Source organism: Gillisia sp. CAL575, from assembly GCF_000403785.1.
Lineage (GTDB): Bacteria > Bacteroidota > Bacteroidia > Flavobacteriales > Flavobacteriaceae > Gillisia.
This window is the reverse complement of sequence record NZ_APHJ01000054.1, coordinates 128,349-146,721: the sequence shown is the minus strand read 5'-3', so window position 1 is coordinate 146,721 and position 18,373 is coordinate 128,349. Positions and strand designations below refer to the sequence as shown.

The following is an 18,373-nucleotide window of genomic DNA, read 5'->3' as shown; positions in this document are numbered from 1 at the left end:
TGGGTTTGCTTTTTAAAAACTACATTTGCGCTTCGAGAAACTCAGCACTGGTTTCTGTAGCATTTTGCTCGATCTTCTGCTGAATTAAGCTTAGCTAAAAGGTTATGAAGGAGAATGAAACAGAAGTTATAAATGCGATCACTTCAACACAAATTGAAAACTGTATTGCGGTATTGGCGAAATTAGTTGAAGATACCGATCAGATCTTCGATATCCCAAAAGAACAAAGAACTGAACTTTTAAAAGTAGCTGGAATGTTCTCGAGACCAGATCGCGATGAATTTTCCAGACGAAAAAAGGATGGAAAAAAAGCAGCAAAGCGCAAACAGGAAGCCAAGGATAAAACTGCACGTAAAGAAACCGGAATTAGAAATGCTAGGGAAGCTTCGGTATTTGTAGCTCCCAAATTGCTTCCCATGGCTCATTTGGCAAATAAAACGGAACTGGAATTAGAAACTCCCAGAAAATGCTATGTCTGCAGTACAGAATTCACCAAAATGCATCATTTTTACGATTCTATGTGTACTAGCTGTGGCGATTTTAATTATGCCAAGCGTTTTCAGAATGCGGATGTAAAAGGACAAGTGGCCGTAATTACCGGCTCCCGATTAAAAATAGGATATCATATTAGTTTAATGCTTTTGCGTGGCGGAGCAACCGTGATCGCGACTACTCGTTTTCCGGTAGATTCTGCCTTGAGATTTTCTAAAGAAGAAGATTTTACCGAATGGGGACACCGCTTAAAAATTCACGGACTCGATTTACGACATATTCCAAGTGTAGAGATCTTCTGCAATTTTATCGAGAACAAATATGAGCGATTGGATATCCTCATTAATAATGCAGCACAAACAGTGCGTCGACCTTCTGGCTTTTATCAGCACCTTATGCCAAATGAAGAACGATCCATTGCTTCCTTGCCAGAATATGCTAGAGATCTATTAGCAGATCATGGTGATTGTTTGCAAGAATTAAAGGTGCTAACTACGGGAGCATCATCCAATACTAACATGCCGGTTACTTGGCATGGCCCTGAACCCGGAATTGGATTGCGGGCTTCAGCAAAATTATCCCAGATCCCTTATAGTTTCGACAATACCCTGGTTGCCAAAGAAGTATTTCCGGAAGGAGAATTGGATGCCGATTTGCAGCAAGTTGACCTTAGAAAAACTAATTCCTGGCGCTTAAAATTAGGTGAAATTGAAACTACAGAGATGATAGAGGTACAATTGGTAAATTCAGTAGCGCCGTTTGTTTTATGCAATAGACTTTCCGAAATAATGAAAAAGGACAACACAGGAAAAAAACATATTATTAATGTTTCGGCGATGGAAGGGAAGTTTTATCCAGGTTTCAAAGAAGATCGTCATCCACATACCAATATGGCTAAAGCAGCTTTAAATATGCTTACACACACCTCTTCGGGTACCTTAGCTAAGGATGGAATCTTTATGAATGCGGTAGATACCGGTTGGGTTACAGATGAAGATCCGGCAGCCTTGGCAAAGCTGAAACAAGAACGAGACGATTTTCAGCCACCTTTAGATATCGTAGATGGAGCTGCAAGAGTAATGGATCCTTTATTCGATGGCATCAATACCGGGAAACATTGGTGTGGTAAATTCCTGAAAGATTACAGGCCTATTAGCTGGTAGTTTTTTACTGAATGTTGATAGCAAGCTTCCTATTAAGTATCTCTGAAATAAGCCCTGGCAGATATATCATCTTAAGAAAGTCTTATTTGCAATAAATAAAATCTTTAGCCACGAATGCACGAATTATTGGTTTATTAAAAACAGGAAAATTATTCGTGAATTCGTGGCAATAGTCAGAGTGGTAACTAGTTTAGCATGACGCCTCACCACTCTGTCACACTGAGCTTGTCTAAGTGTCTATTTTATTATTACTAAGATGCTGAAACTCCCGATGCGTCGGGACAGCTTGACGTCTCACCACTTCGTCACCATGAACTAGTTTCAGGATCTTCTCTATTACTACTGAGATGCTGAAACAAGTTGAGCATGACACATTGAGTATCTCACAAGATTTTATGAATTTCTTAAGTGAATTTTCTAACTGGTCTTGCTAGTTTTACTATCTAAACAAATAGATATGAAACGATATTTGGTACTGCTTAGCTTTTTAACTATTGGAGTTGTAAGCTGTCAGGAGAATAAGAAGAAGGATGTGGAAAAGAACAAGGTACCGGAAGCAGTACAAATTACCTTTCAAAAGAAATATCCGGGGGAGACCGACCCGGACTGGAAACAGGATGAACACGGCTACTGGGAATCTCATTTTAAAAAAGATGGAGAAAAATACCGCGCCGATTTTAATGCAAATGGTTCTTGGGTTGAAACCGAGAATAGCATAAAAGATGGCGAATTACCCGAAGCCGTTAAAAACGTAATTGCCGAAAAATATTCAAATTATGAGATCACTGAAGTAGAACGTGTAGATAGTGCAAAAAAAGGAATTTTCTACGATGTGGAGTTTAAGCAAAAAGGTAAAAATATGGATGTTGAATTTAGAGAAGACGGTTCAATTATAAATTAAGTTTTATACTGAGTTCTTATTGATGGAATTACAGTTAGAAGCAAAATCTTCAAAGGCCTATCGATTAAAATATTCCAAGTCAGACAATTGAGATGGGAACAAATCTTAAAAATTAAAATAATCTTAGTAGATTAGAGTATCTGTTTTAATTTCCAGTAAAATTAAAATCTTAAAAATGGAATATGTGTCTATAGCGTTACAACTTATTATAGGTCTTAGTATCCTAAATGTGTGGCTTATTCAGTATAATAAAGACACGCAATGGCGGGGGGGCAGTGCAACAACAATTAAAGAGGAATTTTCCGTATACGGCTTACCGTCGTGGAGTCTATATGTAATTGGATTTTTAAAAGTGACACTGGCTATTGCGCTTATTTGCGGTATATGGTTTCCAGAACTTATAAAGCCGGCAGCAATTGGACTTGCTTTTCTTCTTGCAGGCTCTGTCCTGATGCATATTAAGATTAAGGATCCATTTAAAAAATCTTTTCCAGCATTACTATTTTTAGTTCTTTGCTTAGTACTGGTTTTTATATTATAAAAGTTTTTATAATTATAAGCTTAATAATATCGCTATAGCTATATAGGCATTCATTATAGCGTAAATTATTGAAGGTGCAGATTGAATAAAGCTATCCTTGATTCTCAGCCTAACCCCGAATCCAAATAACATTAGAAGAGATAAACTAGCGGCAGACACAACACTCAAATATGGCATATATAAATATCCAAAACCCAGCCCAAGGGCTCCCAAAATTTGTAATGCTCCTGTCAGTTTCAAATACTCACTGAGACCGTATCTAATGAATTCCTTTCGCATTTGTTCAGTGAAAAAACAACTTATTCCAAAGAATAAAAATGATAGTAATGAAATTATCACTAAGAAGGTTAGTAAATTCATTTATTAAAATATTAGGTTGGGATTTGAAATTACACCCTAATTGATGGATTAAAACAATTCTTTTTTTACCAGTTCAAAATAAGAATCACTTACCGGGATCCTAAGATCAGAAAGCAGAAGATCCCGGCTTTTTAAACCAGTTACCTTGTTCTTGTTTACTATATAAGATCGATGCACTCGCATAAAATTATTCGGTAATGTTCGCTCTAAAGATTTTAGAGATTGATTGCTCATCACTTTGTTATTGCCGGTATAAAAAATCACATATTCGCTATCACTTTCTATATGTGTAATTTCTTCTAAATTAAGTTTATGTAAGTCGTACCCAGACTTTACAGTTATGGTAGTTTGTGATTCGTTAGAATTATTGGCTTCTAATTTGTTTACAGCAGTTAAAAAACGTTCGAATGTGATCGGTTTTAAAAGATAATCCAAGGCATTCAATTCAAAACCATCTAGAGCATATTCAGAATATGCCGTAGTAAAGATTATTTTAGTTTTAGCATCCACTAGCTTGGCAAAATCGGTTCCTTTAAGATCCGGCATCTGTATGTCTAAAAAAATAAGATCTATAGTTTCAGTTTTTATGATCTGCAAAGCATCTAGAGCGCTTTCAAAAGAACCAACCAATTCTAAAGAATCTATTTTCGCTACATAAGTTTTAAGTAAGCCTCTTGCTAACTCCTCATCGTCGATTATTAAACATTTTGTTCTAGACATTCAGTTTTAATTCTACTTTATAAATTTCGGTAGTATCTGTAATTAATAAATTGTGGGTTTCAGGATATAATATAGACAATCTTTTTTTTACATTAATTATGCCTATTCCGCCAACATCATCCTTGTTCATAGTTTGTTCCGGTTTCGAATTTTCAATTTTGAAAATGATCTCTTTGCTATTAGAAACTATTGAAATATTGATAAATGATCCGGTTCGCTTTTCAATATTACTATGCTTAAAGGCATTTTCCACAAAAGGAATTAGCAACATAGGAGCTATCGAGACATTTGGATTTTCTAATTGAAGATCGATTGCTATGGGATAGGGTTTACTGCTTTTAAGGCTGAATAAGCTGATGTAATTTTCTATGTACAAAATTTCCTTTTTAATTGAAACCAAGGCTTTATCACATTCATAAAGTACATAGCGTAACATATCTGATAAATAGCTAATGCTTTGTTGAGTTTTGGTGGTATCTATCGCAGAAAGCGCATAAATATTATTTAAAGAATTAAATAAGAAATGAGGATTGATCTGCGATTTTAAAAATTTAAGTTCGGTTTGCAGACCTTCATTCTTATTTATAATTATTTCCTCTTCTTTCTTTTGTGCGAATATAAAAGTCTCTAAAAAGGTTGCAATACTATAAGATATTGTAAGCAATAAAAGATGAATTAAAAATCCACCGCCAGGAGGTGGTCTATTTATAGGCTCATTAATTCCATTTCTGGGTAGATCAGGAAAATTTTCAGGTTTTGGAATTGGAGGGGATTGGGAAAAACTGGTAGCAAAATACAAACTTACTCCAAGTGCCAAAACAGAAACTAGCACAAAAAGCCAATATTTTTTCTTGAATAACAGGGTCGGAGCTGCATAGAATATTAAACCTGTAATTAATAGAATTTGAAAACCAAATGCCACGACATTGCTTTGGAAAAACCTTGGGTTCTTATCTGCTGCAAACCATAATGCAAGCCAAATAAATATCCAGATTATAACTTGAAATAGGAGTCTTATAGTTTTGTTCATAGTACAAATAAAGGGAATTAAAAATCAGCATATTCTAAAATGGAGGGCATTTAAGAGCTTCTGAATAGATGTTTACTGAAGGCTTTAACCCATTCACTTAAAAGCTTCGCCTATTCACAGAAAACAAAAATTGTGCATGTTTCATTTAATGACCTTTGAAGTGGAAATCAAGAAAAATTAAAATTTTAATCATGAAAAGTAAAAACAATAAAATGACTCCTACCTAGTACCTCACTACTGATTTTAGGAATAGGAACCTCCCATGCACTATTAAGGAATAATGAAAAGCCTAAAACCCCACCAAGGGCTAAAGAAATTTTAAAAGAATTAGATACCAGTAAGGATGGAAAACTATCTAAAGAAGAAGTGAGAGGGCAATTAAAGAAGGATTTCAAGAAGATAGATCCAGATGAGGATGGTTTTATTTCGAAAAAAGAACTAGAAAAAGCCTCAAAACTAAAAAGAAAAGAGCGAAACTAAATAGTTAAAAATTCTAAAAATTTAATAAAATAAAATTGATGAGAAAATTTAAAAAGAGCTTAAACCAATTATTTATAGCATTGCTATTTAGCACAATATTAATGACTTTTAATGCATGTACCAGCGATGATGCTACAACCGAGGTAGTGGAAGTATTAGGGGAAGTGGACGATACAGATTTTGAAGCTACAGATTGGACAACAGAAACACACAGTAAAGATGCAGATCCAAATTTTGATGAAGTATTTCAAGACAATGCAGTAAAACGACTAGATATTGTAATCAGTGAAGTGCGTTGGCAAAAAATGTTAGATAACATGACTGAAACTTATGGAACATTTGGAGCTGGAGGCGGAGGTCCAGGGGGAGGATTATCTGACACTGACGAGAATCCTATTTTTGTACCGGCAGAGGTGTTTTATAATGGATTGGAATGGTATCGTGTTGGAGTTCGTTTTAAGGGAAACTCTAGTTTACAAACCAGCTGGCAAAACGGTATTTTAAAATTATCATTCAAACTGGATTTTGATGAATATGAAGATGATTACCCACAAATAGACAATCAACGCTTTTATGGATTTAAAAAGTTAAGCCTTAAAAATAATTATGATGACAAGTCTATGCTAAGGGAAAAAGTAGCTGGAGATGTTTTTAGAAATGCAGGCTTAGTTGGTTCTCATACTGCATTTTACACCTTATATGTAGATCACGGAGATGGACCACAATATTTTGGTGTATATACTATGGTTGAAGAAGTTGATGATACTGTTTTGGATACACAATTTTCTGATGATGATGGAAATATATACAAACCAGATGGTGAAGCTGCAAGTTTTGCAATTGGGAGTTATAACGAAGAAGAATATGTAAAGAAAAATAATGAAGACGAAGCTGATTTTTCTGATGTTCAGAGCTTATTAGATGCGTTACATGATGACTCAAGAACCACCGATGCAGCGACATGGAGAGCGAACCTTGAACCCATATTTGACACAGATGTCTTTCTAAAATACTTGGCAGCAAACACAGTCATTCAAAACTGGGATACTTATGGAAAAATGACACATAATTATTTTTTATATAACAATCCAGATACCAATAAACTAACCTGGATTCCTTGGGATAATAACGAAGCCTTACAGGATGGGAAGAGAGAAAGTGCCGCAACATTAGATTTTTCCAATGTAACTACATCAGAATGGCCTTTAATTGGATATCTATACCAAGATCCAGTGTATAAAGAAAAATATGACACTTATGTAAAAGAAGTTGTTGAAGATGCATTTAATGTAACATCTATTCAAGCTCAATACTCTAAATACGCTGCTTTAATAGAACCTTATGCAACATCAGAAATACCTGGATATACATTTCTATATAATAGCTCAGATTTTCAAATAGCGGTAGATCAATTAAACTCCCATGTAACATCCCGAACTACTGTGGTAAGTAATTATTTAGATTAATCCCTGATTGAGGATTTAATTCCCCGAGGCTTGCCTCGAATTTTAAAAAATATCTTTCAAAGAATAGCTCGTGGGCTAGCCCTGAGCTTCTTTATTTTTTATAAGTTTTTTTTGGTTAGAAGTTGAAGGCTTCATGAAGTAAAATTCATGGAGCCTTTTTCTATATAAAATTAAAATTTTGAATATAAAAAAAGAATTCCTTGACTTGAAAAAATTTATAAAAATAAGAAGGGAACTAATGGCTTCAGGAGAATTTAAAAGCTACTTGGATTATGTGATAGCATAAATTAATTCGAATTTATATAAAGTGATCTAATTGCTGCGTACCAGAATGAATTAGATATTTCCGAAGATCAGGAATTCAAAATCAATAACCATATCATTAACCGATTTAAACTAGAACTAAAAGCGATTATATCATTTATCAATATTCATTTAAATAGTGATATAAAAGTAAATAAGATCAAAATTTTTTCAACTGATTCTGGAATTACTGCATTATTGAATAGCAGAAAACATTTAGGCATATCCGTTTTTTGTCCTAACAATTCTTTGGTCAGCCTGAATTTATTTTAGGGTCTCAATATTCTATTGATTTACAATAAAATGAGATTCTGAAACTAGTTCAGAATAACGTCTTTTTTCAGTTTAGGATACTTTGCGAACAATCAAAAAACATTTTAATAGGTTGGTCATTTCAAATAGGAAACCAGTTAAAAATCGGAAATAGTTTGAGAGATAAAATTCAATCCATAGTTTCTAGATCTAATAGGAAACTATTAAGGAAGAATATTGAGATTTCAATCTGCTATAACATATAATTTTAGTCAAGTAATGGCCAGGGGATAATACTATTTTAAAGTTTTTTAGATATATGAAAGATAAGAGAATAAGCCGAAAAACATAAAGAATCGGGCTTTTAAGACATTCCGGATTAATGTTAACTGAATGCTTTTGCCCATTCACTTAAAACCTATGGCTATCCACTGAAAGCCTAGAAAGTGTATGTCTTTATTTATGATATTTGAAGTGTAAAACAATAACAATAAATATTTTATCATGAAAAGTAAAACAATAAATAAACTGATTTTTAGTACACTATTAATGGTTTTTGGAATAGTTTCCACCAATGCACAATCTAAAGATAACAAACAACCTAAAACGCCTCCTACGGCTAAGGAACTTATCAAACAAATGGATAAAAATGAAGACGGAAAACTTTCTAAAGCAGAAGTAAAAGGACCCTTAAAAGACGATTTTAAAAAGATAGATACTAATGAGGATGGCTTTTTAACTATCAAGGAATTAGAAAAAGCGCCGAAACCAAAAAGAAAAGAGAAAAAGTAAATAAAATTTTAGAAAAAATTGGAGCCCTCAGTATATGAAAAAAATAAAAAAGAATATAAGCCTATTCTTTAAAGTCTTAAGCTTTGGTGCACTGCTAATAAGTCTTAACTCATGTAGTAGCGATGATAGTATAATCAACGAACTAGGAGAAGTAGATGACACAGATTTTGAGACAACAGACTGGACAGTAGAAACACATAGTGATGGTGTAAGTCCAGATTTTGAGGAAGTTTTCGGAGATAATGCTGTAAAAAGATTAGATATAGTTATTACTGAAGCGCGTTGGCAAAATATGCTAGATGATATGACAGCGATCTATGGTGCTTTTGGAGTACCAAGCAGTCCAAGTGGTGGGGACATAGATCCCATTTCTATGCCTGCAGAGGTATTTTATAATGGACTGGAATGGTATCGTGTTGGGGTAGGTTTTAAGGAAACTTCAGATTTACAAAAAAGTTGGCAAAGCGGAATTTTAAAATTAGCCTACAAATTAGATTTTGATGAGTTTGAAGAGGATTATCCCCAAATTGAAAATCAGCGGTTTTATGGCTTTAATAAACTAATTCTGAAAAATAATTTTAGTGATAAATTAATTTTGAAAGATAAAACAGCAACCAGTGAACTTAGCGATGAAGTTTTAGAAACTTCTCACAAGGCATTTTATACTGTTTATGTAGACCATGGGGAAGGGGCACAGTATTTTGGAGTATATACCATGGTGGAAGAAGTTGATGAAACTATGCCAGCCGAACAAGTTTTATAAGAAAACGCAAGACAGAAATAATACGTTTAAGTGATTTTGAGTGGTTATAAGTTAAAGGTTAAAATGATTTTTGTGGTTAGTGGTTAAAGGCTTCACGATGTTGAACTCGTGGAGCCTTTTTTAAAAATAGTTAAGAATATAAAAGTCTAATTCGGAGGTCTAATTATGAAATTATTCAGAAAAATCAGAAAAAACTTATTGATTTCAGGGAAAACCAAAAGTTACTTGATCTATGCTTTTGGAGAAATTTTTTTGATAGTTGTGGGGATATTAATTGCCTGGAAAATCAATGATTTAAATGAAATAAATAAAAATAGAATTGTAGAAGTAAAAATCTACCAAAGTCTCAATGATGAATTGAATTCTAATTTAAGCCTTCTCGATTCTTCCATTTTCAGATATGCAGAAAATATACAAACTATTCAAAACACGATCAACAGTATTCGTTCTCAGCCCCAGAAATTAACCGAAGAAATAAAAGATGGAATTATTAGAGTGAATTATACACCCACAAAATTGCACAGTGGATCCATGAGTTCCATTAATAGTACTAACAAATTTGAATTTATTGAAAGTGACTCGTTACGAGATCTAATTGCAGCCTACCCAAACGAACTAGACAATTTCGAAATTCAGGAGGCAAAAATTAATAATCTAATTGTTAACCGTTTGCAACCTGTATTGGAAACCCATATTTCACTATTAGATATTCTTTTAATAAGAGATAAAAAAAACACAGAGGTTAAGTTCGTTTCAAATGAATCTGATTATAAGGAATTGTTGAATAGCCGAAAATTTCAAAATATCCTAGTGGATAGATTATTACAAACAGAAAATCAATTGATTATAAGTAATAGTTTAAGAGAAAAAACTCAAATGATAGCATTCAAACTAAATAAAGAATTAGATAATTAACAAGAGCATTATACAAATAAGTCATTATAACTTAAGATATATAACAAATAATTAAAAAGTAAACTAAAATTTAATAATAGAAATCATGATTAAGAAAAACAAAACCAGACTAGCCGTTTTAAGCACAATTACAATGATCGTTTTCGCCTTTATTGCTTGCAGTAATGATGATGAAAGCATCGATGAAGTTACTACAACAGGAGAACTACATGCTGCATTTGCAGAATTTGATACCGATGAAACTTCTATCTATTTAAGTGGAAGTAATGTAGTTATTGAGACCACCGGAAATCCAAATCATACCAGCGTTTATTGGGGAGAAGGAAATGCATTATATATAGAAGAACCTAATGTTGCATTAACACCGAGTATTATCCCAAATTACGATGCATCTGCAACTTTAACGGTTTCACAAGATCCTCAAAAAGCGAGTTCCCCAACTTCAACAAGTTTGGGAGCAATTGGAATTGCAATAAGTGGTGCCGCTATTTTTAATGATCAGGAAGGAAATGGAGCCTTAGATCAGGCTGCTGCAAGTTTAGATTATACCGGTGGGCATATTGGGCCACAAGAGTATCATTATCATTTAGAACCGAAAGCTTGGACAGAAGATGACGATAAATTGGTAGGGATCCTGGCAGATGGTTTTTTTATCTACGGAAGAAAATGTAATTCTACAGGAACTTATCCAACAGATTTAGATGCTTCAGGAGGACATACGAGCATTACACAACATAACACAGAAACTGAATACCATTATCACATAGAAAATGAATTATACAACAACCAGTATTACATTATTTTTCCGGGAGCATATCAAGGGACACCAAGTTCTATTAATTAAGTTCTTACTGATCATTGGTTTAGTGCTGCTTTCTGCTTGCCAGAAACAAAAAGATAATATGCTTACAATTAGCGATTTTCAAATCGATAAGGCAGAGCTAAAACTAAATCCTCTGGAGGGAAGGTGGTACTACGATGGTAAAGTCTTTAATGGATATGCAATAAGTCACTATACTTCAGGTCAATTAGAGTCAAGGATGGGTTATTTTGATGGCAAAAAACAAGGACTTGCCGAGGCTTGGTATATAGATGGAACTCTTGCTAAGCAATCACTTTATAACGAAAACCAACTAGAAGGTTCGCTTAAAAGTTGGTGGCCCGATGGAACGCTTAGTGCAGAATCCAATTATAAGAATAGAGCTCGCCATGGAATACAAAAAAAATGGTTCTCTAACGGGCAGCTTGCAAGGAAAACTACTTATCTAGATGGTAAAGAGAATGGCTTGCAACAAGCTTGGTTAGAAAACGGGAAAATCTATGTGAATTACGAAGCTAAGAACGGACGTGTTTTTGGAATGAAAAGAACGAATTTATGTTATCAATTAAAAGATGAAAATGTACAATATCAATAAAATTTTCGGAATGCTAAGCTTGCTTATTCTCGTAGTAAGTTGTGAAAATACAGAAGAGCAAACAAGTAGGGTAGAATCACTTCCTTATTATAACGAAGCTAGTTTTACTCCACAATGGTTAAAACCGAACAGTATACAGGTTGAAGCATTCCATAAGATTCCAGATTTTAGTTTAATAGATCAGGAAGGAGCTACTATTACCAATGAATCATTTGATGGTAAGATCTATGTAGCCGATTTTTTCTTTACCACTTGCCCGGGAATTTGCTTGAAGATGACAGATAATATGAGCGTGTTGCAAGAGGAGTTTAAAAAAGATAATGAAGTTTTATTACTGTCACATTCGGTTACACCAGATTATGATTCGGTAGCAATCCTTAAGAAGTATGCCGTTGAGAATGAGGTGATTTCTGAAAAATGGCATTTGGTAATTGGGGAAAGAAGTGAAATCTATGATTTGGGCCGAAACTCCTATTTTGTAGAAGAAGATCTAGGAGAAACCAAAACCGAGGAAGATTTTTTACACACCGAAAACTTTGTGTTAATAGATAAAAACAAACACATAAGAGGAATTTATAATGGATTAAATAAAACAGCAATTCAGCAACTAATTGCCGATATACAAACCTTAAAAAAAGAATAAGCGCCTATGAAGAAAAAAAGTCTATTTGCTAGACCTTGCTAAATGGTCTAAAAAATAGCGGATTAGCCAAAATATTTTCAACCCCAATCTCGAGTTTCTTTAAATAGGAGCGAAGAGGTTGGGGTTTGATTTTTATTAACAATGTGGTAGACATATTTGAAACAAGCATTGAAACTAAGATGATTTTAATGGCTATTTTTTTTTTAATTGAGTACAATCACAGATTCACTTAAAAGTTTGGATGATTCACAGAAATCTCAAAATTCCTCTTAAACAAATCCACATCTTTGATAAGAATTGGTTGGGTTAAAGCGCACTTTATTATAAAACTTAACCTCTAAATAATCAAAATAAACAGTAAAAAAATGAAAAGTAAAATGATTAAAATCCCAATAAAATTTTCCGCGATAGTTTTCGCTCTTCTAGTTTGTGTTGCATGTGGTTGTGAGAGCGACAATAATGATATAACTATAGATCCAGCTGAAGGTCTTGTTCTAGATGTAGATTCATCATTATTTTTAACAAACACTTCAGCAGTAAAAATCACAACAGTTCCATGTACACTATCTGATGGAACTGTAACAGATTGCTATCAGATAGTTGCAAACAGCACCCCTTCAGATCATGAAATGGGTCCTTGGTGTCCAGATAATATTTCTGATGATGCAACTGCCGGTGGAATTTGGTTAGAAAACGGACAAGTATATGATGTAGATGGCGCGTTTATTGAAAATATGGCAACATTTTACAACGATACGACTTGGCAAATGTATGATGCTAATGGAGATATTTATAAAACGTCAACCGAAGATGACTGTGCAAATGCTGCAAATCCTAATGTGGGAGCCGAGTATGAGAATTTTTGCGTAGAGTGTTTACCATCATATGTTGCAGATCTAACACAAACCTACCTTATACCAATTACACCTGTTAAATTATCTAGTTCTGTTGCCTTTGGAGGACCAGGAGGATTTCCAGGTATGGGAGAACAAGGACCATCGCAAAGAGGAATAGCTTTTAACGGAGTTGTATTTGATGCTCCTGCGCCAACAGATGCTATTTTAGGAGCCTATACTTTGGCACCTTTTGATGATGCTGGAGGACATATCAATTTAAATGCTGGATATCATTATCATGCTGCAACAGGCGTATCTACTAAAATTAGTCAAATAGATAATCACGCAGCAATGATTGGTTATGCTCTAGATGGTCATGGGTTGTTTGCACAATTGGATGCTAATGCTAATGAACCAACAGATTTGGATGATTGTAGAGGTCATTATGATGAAACCCGAGGATATCACTATCATGCAGATGCACCAGGAAATAACAACTTTATAAACTGTTTATATGGCGCATACGCCAACTAAAAATATAAAAATCATGTTTAAAACAATCTTTTTTTTATTTTTTTTCCTAACCTCCATTACGGCAAAAGCCCATCAACCAAATGTATCTACAACGATGTTGGTAGAAAAGGAAAATAACGTTTGGATCTTACAAATAAGTGCTTCTTTAACTGCTTTTCAGCAGGAAATTAGGACACATTATTCTGAAACACCTTATAAAACACCGGATGAGTTTCGGCAAATGGTATTAGAACACATAAAAAAGAATCTTACAATACGATTTAATAAAGAGCAAGAAATCACTTTGAGTGCGGGAATTGTAAAGTTAGGTCATGAAACCAAAGTTATATTCGAGGTGTTTGGGGTACCTACAAATATAAATTCAGTATATGTAAAAAACACTGCTTTTAAAGAGATCTATAAAAATCAAAGTGCCTTAGTATTATTGAAAGATGGTTTTAATAAAGAGCATTTTGTACTAAATAAATCTAATGAGCATAGCTTAAGTTTAGAGGTAGGAAAAAATGAATTTGTAGAAATAGTTGGTAATAAAACCACCTTTTCTTTCTCAAGAATTCTATTAGCTGTGATGGGCATTTTAATAGTAATGTCATGTGGCATATTAATTTTAAAAAAAATAAATAAACATCTGTTTTCTAAAATCTGAAATGAATTAAAGGATTAGATAAATACTAAAAGTTGAATTTTAAAATCAACTAATTGCCGATATACAAACTTTAAAAATAGAATAAGCGTCTATGAAGAAAAAAAGTCTATTTGCTAGATCTTACTAAATGGTCTAAAAAATAGCGGATTAGCCAAAATGTTTTCAACCCCAATCTCGAGTTTCTTTAAATAGGAATGAAGAGGTTGGGGTTTGATTCAATAAGAATCTTTTAATAGAATTATAATTCTACTTTCTATTAAATTTCAAATTACCAACTTAATATTATTTAATCTTGCACTAATCTTTTCTTCCCAATTTTTAAATTCAGAGCAACACCTAATTAGTATTCTTATTCTTTTTATCGACCTGCAATTTTTATTGCTACCAATCTAACCTGTTAATTCAAAGGCTAAAATTGGGCATCCTACCCTAAAGCTTCGGGGTGGTCAAAACAAAAGGCGCAATTCGCCTCTATATTTATGGGAATCCAGAAAGACCTATAAAAAATATATGTTTCAATTTTAGGATAAGTAATGTTCCATCAATTTGTACGACCTAACGCAGGGTCAACCGGACAGTTTCAATTTGTGCTATACATTTGTTTTTGACCAAAATAGATGTACATAATAAAAATAGACACCATTAAATTAAGCACATTTTTATCCTGTATATTGTAAATACCAACTATTACAACAATTATAGAAAGAAAGAATAAATGCAGAAGCAAAATAATAAACTCCGGATATTTAGAACCCAGAATTTTCATAAAGCTATTCAAATCTCTTTGCTTCAATTTATAATTCCAGTATGCCTTTTCGTACATATAACTGTAGAAGCACAGGTTAAAGAACTGCGTTTACCCATCATTATTGATGCTGATACGGCAAATGAAATAGATGATCTTTATGCCATTGTACGGGCAATTTCAGAGCCCAAATTCAATATTCTGGGCATAACTTCAGCGCAGTTTCATACGTCACCATTGGCAACAGATAGTAGTGTTTATGAAAGCCAAAGAATTAATGAAAGAATACTTCGGTTAATGGGTCAGAATACTATTCCGCTTCCTTTGGGGAGTAATGTACCCATAAAGAATAGTGCAGAACCAGCTAGTTCTCCTGCTTCGAATTTTATAGTTGATATGGCGCATAAATTGCCTGTCGGTCAAAAATTGAATGTAGTTGTATTAGGTTCCAGTACCAATGTTGCCAGTGCAATTTTGGAGGATCCATCCATTATACAAAAATTGAAAGTACACTATCTCGGTTTTTGGCATAATGTGGAAACCAATACTTATGACAAAAAGGAATTCAATACAGGAAATGACCCTAAAGCGGTAGAGATTCTTCTAAATACCGAAGGTCTTGATCTTAATATAATGACAGCAACTACCAGCCAGCACCTTGTGTTTAAAAAAGCAGAAGTAGATGTCAATTTAAAAAATAAAGGAGGTATCTCCGATTATCTGATAAACCGATGGGAAACCTATGAACGCTGGTGGACCAAAGAAGATCCGGAAAAGAAAACCTGGATTATGTGGGATGTCGCTATCATAGAAGCACTCGCTCATCCCGAATTATCAAAAACTGATGCCTTTTTAACTCCTGTAGAAAATACGCAACGCTTAATAAACATCCATACAGAAATAGATGTAGAAACTATGAAAACAGATTTCTGGCAAAGCTTAAAAAAAATATAAAAAATACAGTATGTACGTAGATGCTACTACTTCAATTTCAGATTTTGAGATTTGTTTAAATAAGATTAGTTTTTTTGATCCAAAACACGAACAGATTCTCTCTGTCGAAAAGCCTGGTGAGGGAAACATGAACGTTGTCCTTAGAATCCGTACTAATAAGCGTTCTTTTATTGTAAAGCAATCGCGTCCTTTTGTTCAAAAATACCCACAGATAATTGCGCCCATTGAGCGTATTGATGTAGAATATCAATTTTACAAAGCAGTTACAAATAAAGCTATTGAGTCACATATCCCTAAGATACTAGCTTATAATGCAGACAACTATTTATTAATACTGGAAGACTTAGGGGATTGTAAGGATATGTCATACCTGTATGATGATAGATATATTAGAACTTCCCAACTCCTTCAGCTTATAGATATTGCTACCCAAATCCATAAATCCAAACCTTTAGAATACCCTGAAAATATGGAATTGCGATTGCTTAATCATCAACACATATTTATACTACCTTTTCTTGAGGAAAGTGATTTCTCCCTGAATGCCATTCAGGAAGGACTTCAGGAAATCGCTCTTAAATATAAACTTGATGAAACATTAAAAAAAGAGATTTCAAAGGTGGGACAACAATACTTGACTCAAGGCAATACTCTTTTGCACGGGGATTATTATCCCGGGAGTTGGATGACCAAAGAAGACCACATCTACGTAATAGATCCAGAATTCAGTTTTATGGGATTTGCTGAATTTGACATTGGAGTATTGGCGGCACATAGTATTATGATTACGATGAAAATAGATTGTCTCCAAACAATAAAAAGTAGGTATCCAGGCAGGCTGAACGAACAATTACTCGCTCAAGTGGCGGGAATAGAGATGATGCGCAGGTTAATAGGTTTAGCTCAACTTCCTTTGCAAAGATCTATTCAAGAAAAAAAGTTGCTTTTAGAGATGGCCCGTGCTTTGATTTTGAAGTAAAGCAGTTAAGGTTTTTTTTTAAAAATCAAAAAAGTTAAGCCAAATACCAGAATAAATTATCTGATTTAAAAGGCTTAGTATTTTATGGCACCCGTCTGAACGTAGCTTTTGGTATTGCCAGGTTGGCAAAGGGATTGGTCGCGAAGTTTAAAGAGTGTTTAAAAAATGATTGTATTTAAATTATATTTTAATTTAACAATCAAATCCAGAAAGCTATCGGAAGTAGAGGCAAATGTACTTGTAAGAATATTGGGTAAAAGTGAAGTTAGATTAATCATATTCACGAATACAGCTTAATCAAATAGTGAGTAATAATATCCATAGCAGTTCACGAGCTATTATTTATAAAAACTGGAGAGGGGCGAGTAAATATGTCTTTCGAGTTGCAATCCTATAATTGCCGATGGATAGGAGAGAAGTAGTAATGTGTTTGGAATAGCATAGCTACGAGCCGATTTAATGAAAGTGATATTTATGAATTAAATACTTATTAAATAATTTTTTTCAAACATCTTTTCATAAACATCTTTACTAAACATATATAGCTGTGCTGGTTTTTTTGAAACGCCAACTTGTTTTTCATCTAATGGAATAATATATTTTTTATTGATTAATTTCCTTCTAAAGTTACGGTTGTCTATTTCTATTCCCAGAATAGAGATATATAAATCTTGGACGTCATTTATTGTAAATTTATCTGGGAGTAATTCAAAAATTATAGGTTCAGAAAGACATTTGGTTTTTAAATCCTCATGGGCTTCCAGTATTATTTCTTTATGATCAAATCCTAGTTCCGGCAATTCTTCAACAGGGAACCATTTTGCTTGATATTTGTTGTTTTTTATATCAACACTATCGGTTTTTAGTAAAAAGTAGTAAGCGATAGTGATTGTTCTTGAACTAAATTTTCTATCCTTGATCCAAATAAGATCCTTTTCATTCAACAATCTATCAGGTCTACCAAAGGCTTTAAATTGTTTTTGATAGATATTGGTCAAACCTGTTAGTTCTTTTAAAACTCGCGAAGCAGACTCATCTAAGGTTTCATTTTCATAAACATGAAAACCAGTCAACACATAATCATCGACCAGAATTTCGTTGGTATCCTTAGATTCTAAGAAACGTTTTATCAATAAAACATTTAAGAGTTTAGTATTTATATCATATCCAAAAACCACACAATCTACAGATATATTTAATATTTCTTTAGGTTCCATAAGCGAATTTAATTACAAAAATAGGTGTTTGTTTTAATTACAGCTAATATACATAAACTTATTAAACGTCAGTAATACATTATTAAGATAAAGATATTATAGTAAATAATCACCTATATAATTACCTAGTTAGCAATTAATAATAGTTAAAATTACATTTATATCAATTTTATTAGCACTTTTTAAAATTTTTATAATACATTTGAAAAAGAAACGTATTTATGAC

General features: G+C 33.4%; 19 protein-coding genes. 15 read left to right on the top strand and 4 right to left on the bottom strand.

Features of this window, described 5'->3' with window-relative positions:
- Positions 1-104: 104 nt before the first annotated feature.
- The 3 genes from I130_RS15370 (at position 105) to I130_RS15360 (ending at position 3,097) form a co-directional block, all read left to right on the top strand.
- Positions 105-1,655, top strand: coding sequence for an SDR family NAD(P)-dependent oxidoreductase (locus tag I130_RS15370; protein ID WP_034925282.1), 1,551 nt, complete (start codon positions 105-107; stop codon positions 1,653-1,655).
- Between the two features lie 457 nt (positions 1,656-2,112).
- The gene (locus tag I130_RS15365) at positions 2,113-2,556 is read left to right on the top strand and encodes a PepSY-like domain-containing protein (RefSeq protein WP_034925279.1); all 444 of its coding nucleotides are present in this window, start codon (positions 2,113-2,115) and stop codon (positions 2,554-2,556) included.
- Between the two features lie 175 nt (positions 2,557-2,731).
- Positions 2,732-3,097 (top strand): DoxX family protein, encoded by a 366-nt coding sequence (locus tag I130_RS15360; RefSeq protein WP_034925277.1) that lies wholly within the window; start codon positions 2,732-2,734, stop codon positions 3,095-3,097.
- A gap of 12 nt (positions 3,098-3,109) precedes the next feature.
- Here I130_RS15360 and I130_RS15355 read toward each other — a convergent pair whose 3' ends face one another.
- Genes I130_RS15355 through I130_RS15345 form a run of 3 tightly spaced genes read right to left on the bottom strand, consistent with a single transcriptional unit; the run spans position 3,110 to position 5,207 of the window.
- A complete protein-coding gene (locus tag I130_RS15355; protein WP_034925274.1) occupies positions 3,110-3,457 on the bottom strand; it encodes a DoxX family protein in 348 nt (115 codons plus the stop codon).
- Between the two features lie 48 nt (positions 3,458-3,505).
- A complete protein-coding gene (locus I130_RS15350) occupies positions 3,506-4,177 on the bottom strand; it encodes a LytR/AlgR family response regulator transcription factor (RefSeq protein WP_034925272.1) in 672 nt (223 codons plus the stop codon).
- Positions 4,170-5,207: a sensor histidine kinase gene (locus I130_RS15345; protein ID WP_034925269.1), complete on the bottom strand. Its 1,038-nt coding sequence runs from the start codon at positions 5,205-5,207 to the stop codon at positions 4,170-4,172. Before I130_RS15345 ends, I130_RS15350 begins: the two co-directional genes overlap by 8 nt.
- A 237-nt stretch (positions 5,208-5,444) precedes the next feature.
- Here I130_RS15345 and I130_RS16545 point away from each other — a divergent pair, with 237 nt between their 5' ends.
- From I130_RS16545 to I130_RS15285, 12 genes are all read left to right on the top strand, one after another.
- Complete coding sequence (locus I130_RS16545; protein WP_083932940.1) at positions 5,445-5,687, top strand: EF-hand domain-containing protein; 243 nt, start codon at positions 5,445-5,447, stop codon at positions 5,685-5,687.
- Between the two features lie 38 nt (positions 5,688-5,725).
- Positions 5,726-7,153 carry a CotH kinase family protein gene (locus tag I130_RS15335; protein ID WP_034925264.1) on the top strand — a complete coding sequence of 476 codons (1,428 nt, stop codon included), beginning with the start codon at positions 5,726-5,728 and terminating at the stop codon, positions 7,151-7,153.
- Positions 7,154-8,212: 1,059 nt separating this feature from the next.
- Positions 8,213-8,500: a hypothetical protein gene (locus I130_RS15330; protein ID WP_051119743.1), complete on the top strand. Its 288-nt coding sequence runs from the start codon at positions 8,213-8,215 to the stop codon at positions 8,498-8,500.
- A gap of 34 nt (positions 8,501-8,534) precedes the next feature.
- On the top strand, positions 8,535-9,263 hold the full coding sequence (locus tag I130_RS15325) for a CotH kinase family protein (RefSeq protein ID WP_051119742.1): 729 nt from the start codon (positions 8,535-8,537) through the stop codon (positions 9,261-9,263).
- 165 nt (positions 9,264-9,428) lie between these two features.
- Positions 9,429-10,178: a hypothetical protein gene (locus tag I130_RS15320; protein WP_034925261.1), complete on the top strand. Its 750-nt coding sequence runs from the start codon at positions 9,429-9,431 to the stop codon at positions 10,176-10,178.
- An 85-nt stretch (positions 10,179-10,263) separates the two neighbouring features.
- Positions 10,264-11,022, top strand: a complete 759-nt coding sequence (locus tag I130_RS15315; protein ID WP_034925257.1) for a YHYH protein — start codon at positions 10,264-10,266, stop codon at positions 11,020-11,022.
- Between the two features lie 58 nt (positions 11,023-11,080).
- A complete protein-coding gene (locus I130_RS15310) occupies positions 11,081-11,593 on the top strand; it encodes a toxin-antitoxin system YwqK family antitoxin (protein ID WP_198012064.1) in 513 nt (170 codons plus the stop codon).
- Positions 11,577-12,236, top strand: a complete 660-nt coding sequence (locus tag I130_RS15305) for an SCO family protein (RefSeq protein WP_316928468.1) — start codon at positions 11,577-11,579, stop codon at positions 12,234-12,236. The genes I130_RS15310 and I130_RS15305 overlap by 17 nt, the downstream gene beginning before the upstream one ends.
- Positions 12,237-12,601: 365 nt before the next feature.
- The gene (locus I130_RS15300; protein WP_051119740.1) at positions 12,602-13,606 is read left to right on the top strand and encodes a YHYH protein; all 1,005 of its coding nucleotides are present in this window, start codon (positions 12,602-12,604) and stop codon (positions 13,604-13,606) included.
- Between the two features lie 13 nt (positions 13,607-13,619).
- A complete protein-coding gene (locus I130_RS15295) occupies positions 13,620-14,252 on the top strand; it encodes a DUF6702 family protein (protein ID WP_034925250.1) in 633 nt (210 codons plus the stop codon).
- A gap of 715 nt (positions 14,253-14,967) precedes the next feature.
- The gene (locus I130_RS15290; RefSeq protein ID WP_034925248.1) at positions 14,968-15,951 is read left to right on the top strand and encodes a nucleoside hydrolase; all 984 of its coding nucleotides are present in this window, start codon (positions 14,968-14,970) and stop codon (positions 15,949-15,951) included.
- A gap of 10 nt (positions 15,952-15,961) precedes the next feature.
- On the top strand, positions 15,962-16,930 hold the full coding sequence (locus tag I130_RS15285; RefSeq protein WP_034925244.1) for a phosphotransferase: 969 nt from the start codon (positions 15,962-15,964) through the stop codon (positions 16,928-16,930).
- Between the two features lie 479 nt (positions 16,931-17,409).
- Here I130_RS15285 and I130_RS15280 read toward each other — a convergent pair whose 3' ends face one another.
- Positions 17,410-18,147 (bottom strand): NUDIX hydrolase, encoded by a 738-nt coding sequence (locus tag I130_RS15280; protein ID WP_034925241.1) that lies wholly within the window; start codon positions 18,145-18,147, stop codon positions 17,410-17,412.
- Between the last annotated feature and the right edge of the window lie 226 nt (positions 18,148-18,373).

What these genes read in the sequence shown, in the direction of transcription:
- I130_RS15345 (WP_034925269.1), bottom strand. Translation starts at nt 5,207, where the DNA reads ATGAACAAAACTATAAGACTCCTATTTCAAGTTATAATCTGGATATTT.
- I130_RS15360 (WP_034925277.1), top strand. Translation starts at nt 2,732, where the DNA reads ATGGAATATGTGTCTATAGCGTTACAACTTATTATAGGTCTTAGTATC.
- I130_RS15300 (WP_051119740.1), top strand. Translation starts at nt 12,602, where the DNA reads ATGAAAAGTAAAATGATTAAAATCCCAATAAAATTTTCCGCGATAGTT.
- I130_RS15305 (WP_316928468.1), top strand. Translation starts at nt 11,577, where the DNA reads ATGTACAATATCAATAAAATTTTCGGAATGCTAAGCTTGCTTATTCTC.
- I130_RS15335 (WP_034925264.1), top strand. Translation starts at nt 5,726, where the DNA reads ATGAGAAAATTTAAAAAGAGCTTAAACCAATTATTTATAGCATTGCTA.
- I130_RS15350 (WP_034925272.1), bottom strand. Translation starts at nt 4,177, where the DNA reads ATGTCTAGAACAAAATGTTTAATAATCGACGATGAGGAGTTAGCAAGA.
- I130_RS15370 (WP_034925282.1), top strand. Translation starts at nt 105, where the DNA reads ATGAAGGAGAATGAAACAGAAGTTATAAATGCGATCACTTCAACACAA.
- I130_RS15310 (WP_198012064.1), top strand. Translation starts at nt 11,081, where the DNA reads ATGCTTACAATTAGCGATTTTCAAATCGATAAGGCAGAGCTAAAACTA.
- I130_RS15330 (WP_051119743.1), top strand. Translation starts at nt 8,213, where the DNA reads ATGAAAAGTAAAACAATAAATAAACTGATTTTTAGTACACTATTAATG.
- I130_RS15280 (WP_034925241.1), bottom strand. Translation starts at nt 18,147, where the DNA reads ATGGAACCTAAAGAAATATTAAATATATCTGTAGATTGTGTGGTTTTT.
- I130_RS15285 (WP_034925244.1), top strand. Translation starts at nt 15,962, where the DNA reads ATGTACGTAGATGCTACTACTTCAATTTCAGATTTTGAGATTTGTTTA.
- I130_RS15295 (WP_034925250.1), top strand. Translation starts at nt 13,620, where the DNA reads ATGTTTAAAACAATCTTTTTTTTATTTTTTTTCCTAACCTCCATTACG.
- I130_RS15355 (WP_034925274.1), bottom strand. Translation starts at nt 3,457, where the DNA reads ATGAATTTACTAACCTTCTTAGTGATAATTTCATTACTATCATTTTTA.
- I130_RS15365 (WP_034925279.1), top strand. Translation starts at nt 2,113, where the DNA reads ATGAAACGATATTTGGTACTGCTTAGCTTTTTAACTATTGGAGTTGTA.
- I130_RS15325 (WP_051119742.1), top strand. Translation starts at nt 8,535, where the DNA reads ATGAAAAAAATAAAAAAGAATATAAGCCTATTCTTTAAAGTCTTAAGC.
- I130_RS15320 (WP_034925261.1), top strand. Translation starts at nt 9,429, where the DNA reads ATGAAATTATTCAGAAAAATCAGAAAAAACTTATTGATTTCAGGGAAA.
- I130_RS15290 (WP_034925248.1), top strand. Translation starts at nt 14,968, where the DNA reads ATGCAGAAGCAAAATAATAAACTCCGGATATTTAGAACCCAGAATTTT.
- I130_RS15315 (WP_034925257.1), top strand. Translation starts at nt 10,264, where the DNA reads ATGATTAAGAAAAACAAAACCAGACTAGCCGTTTTAAGCACAATTACA.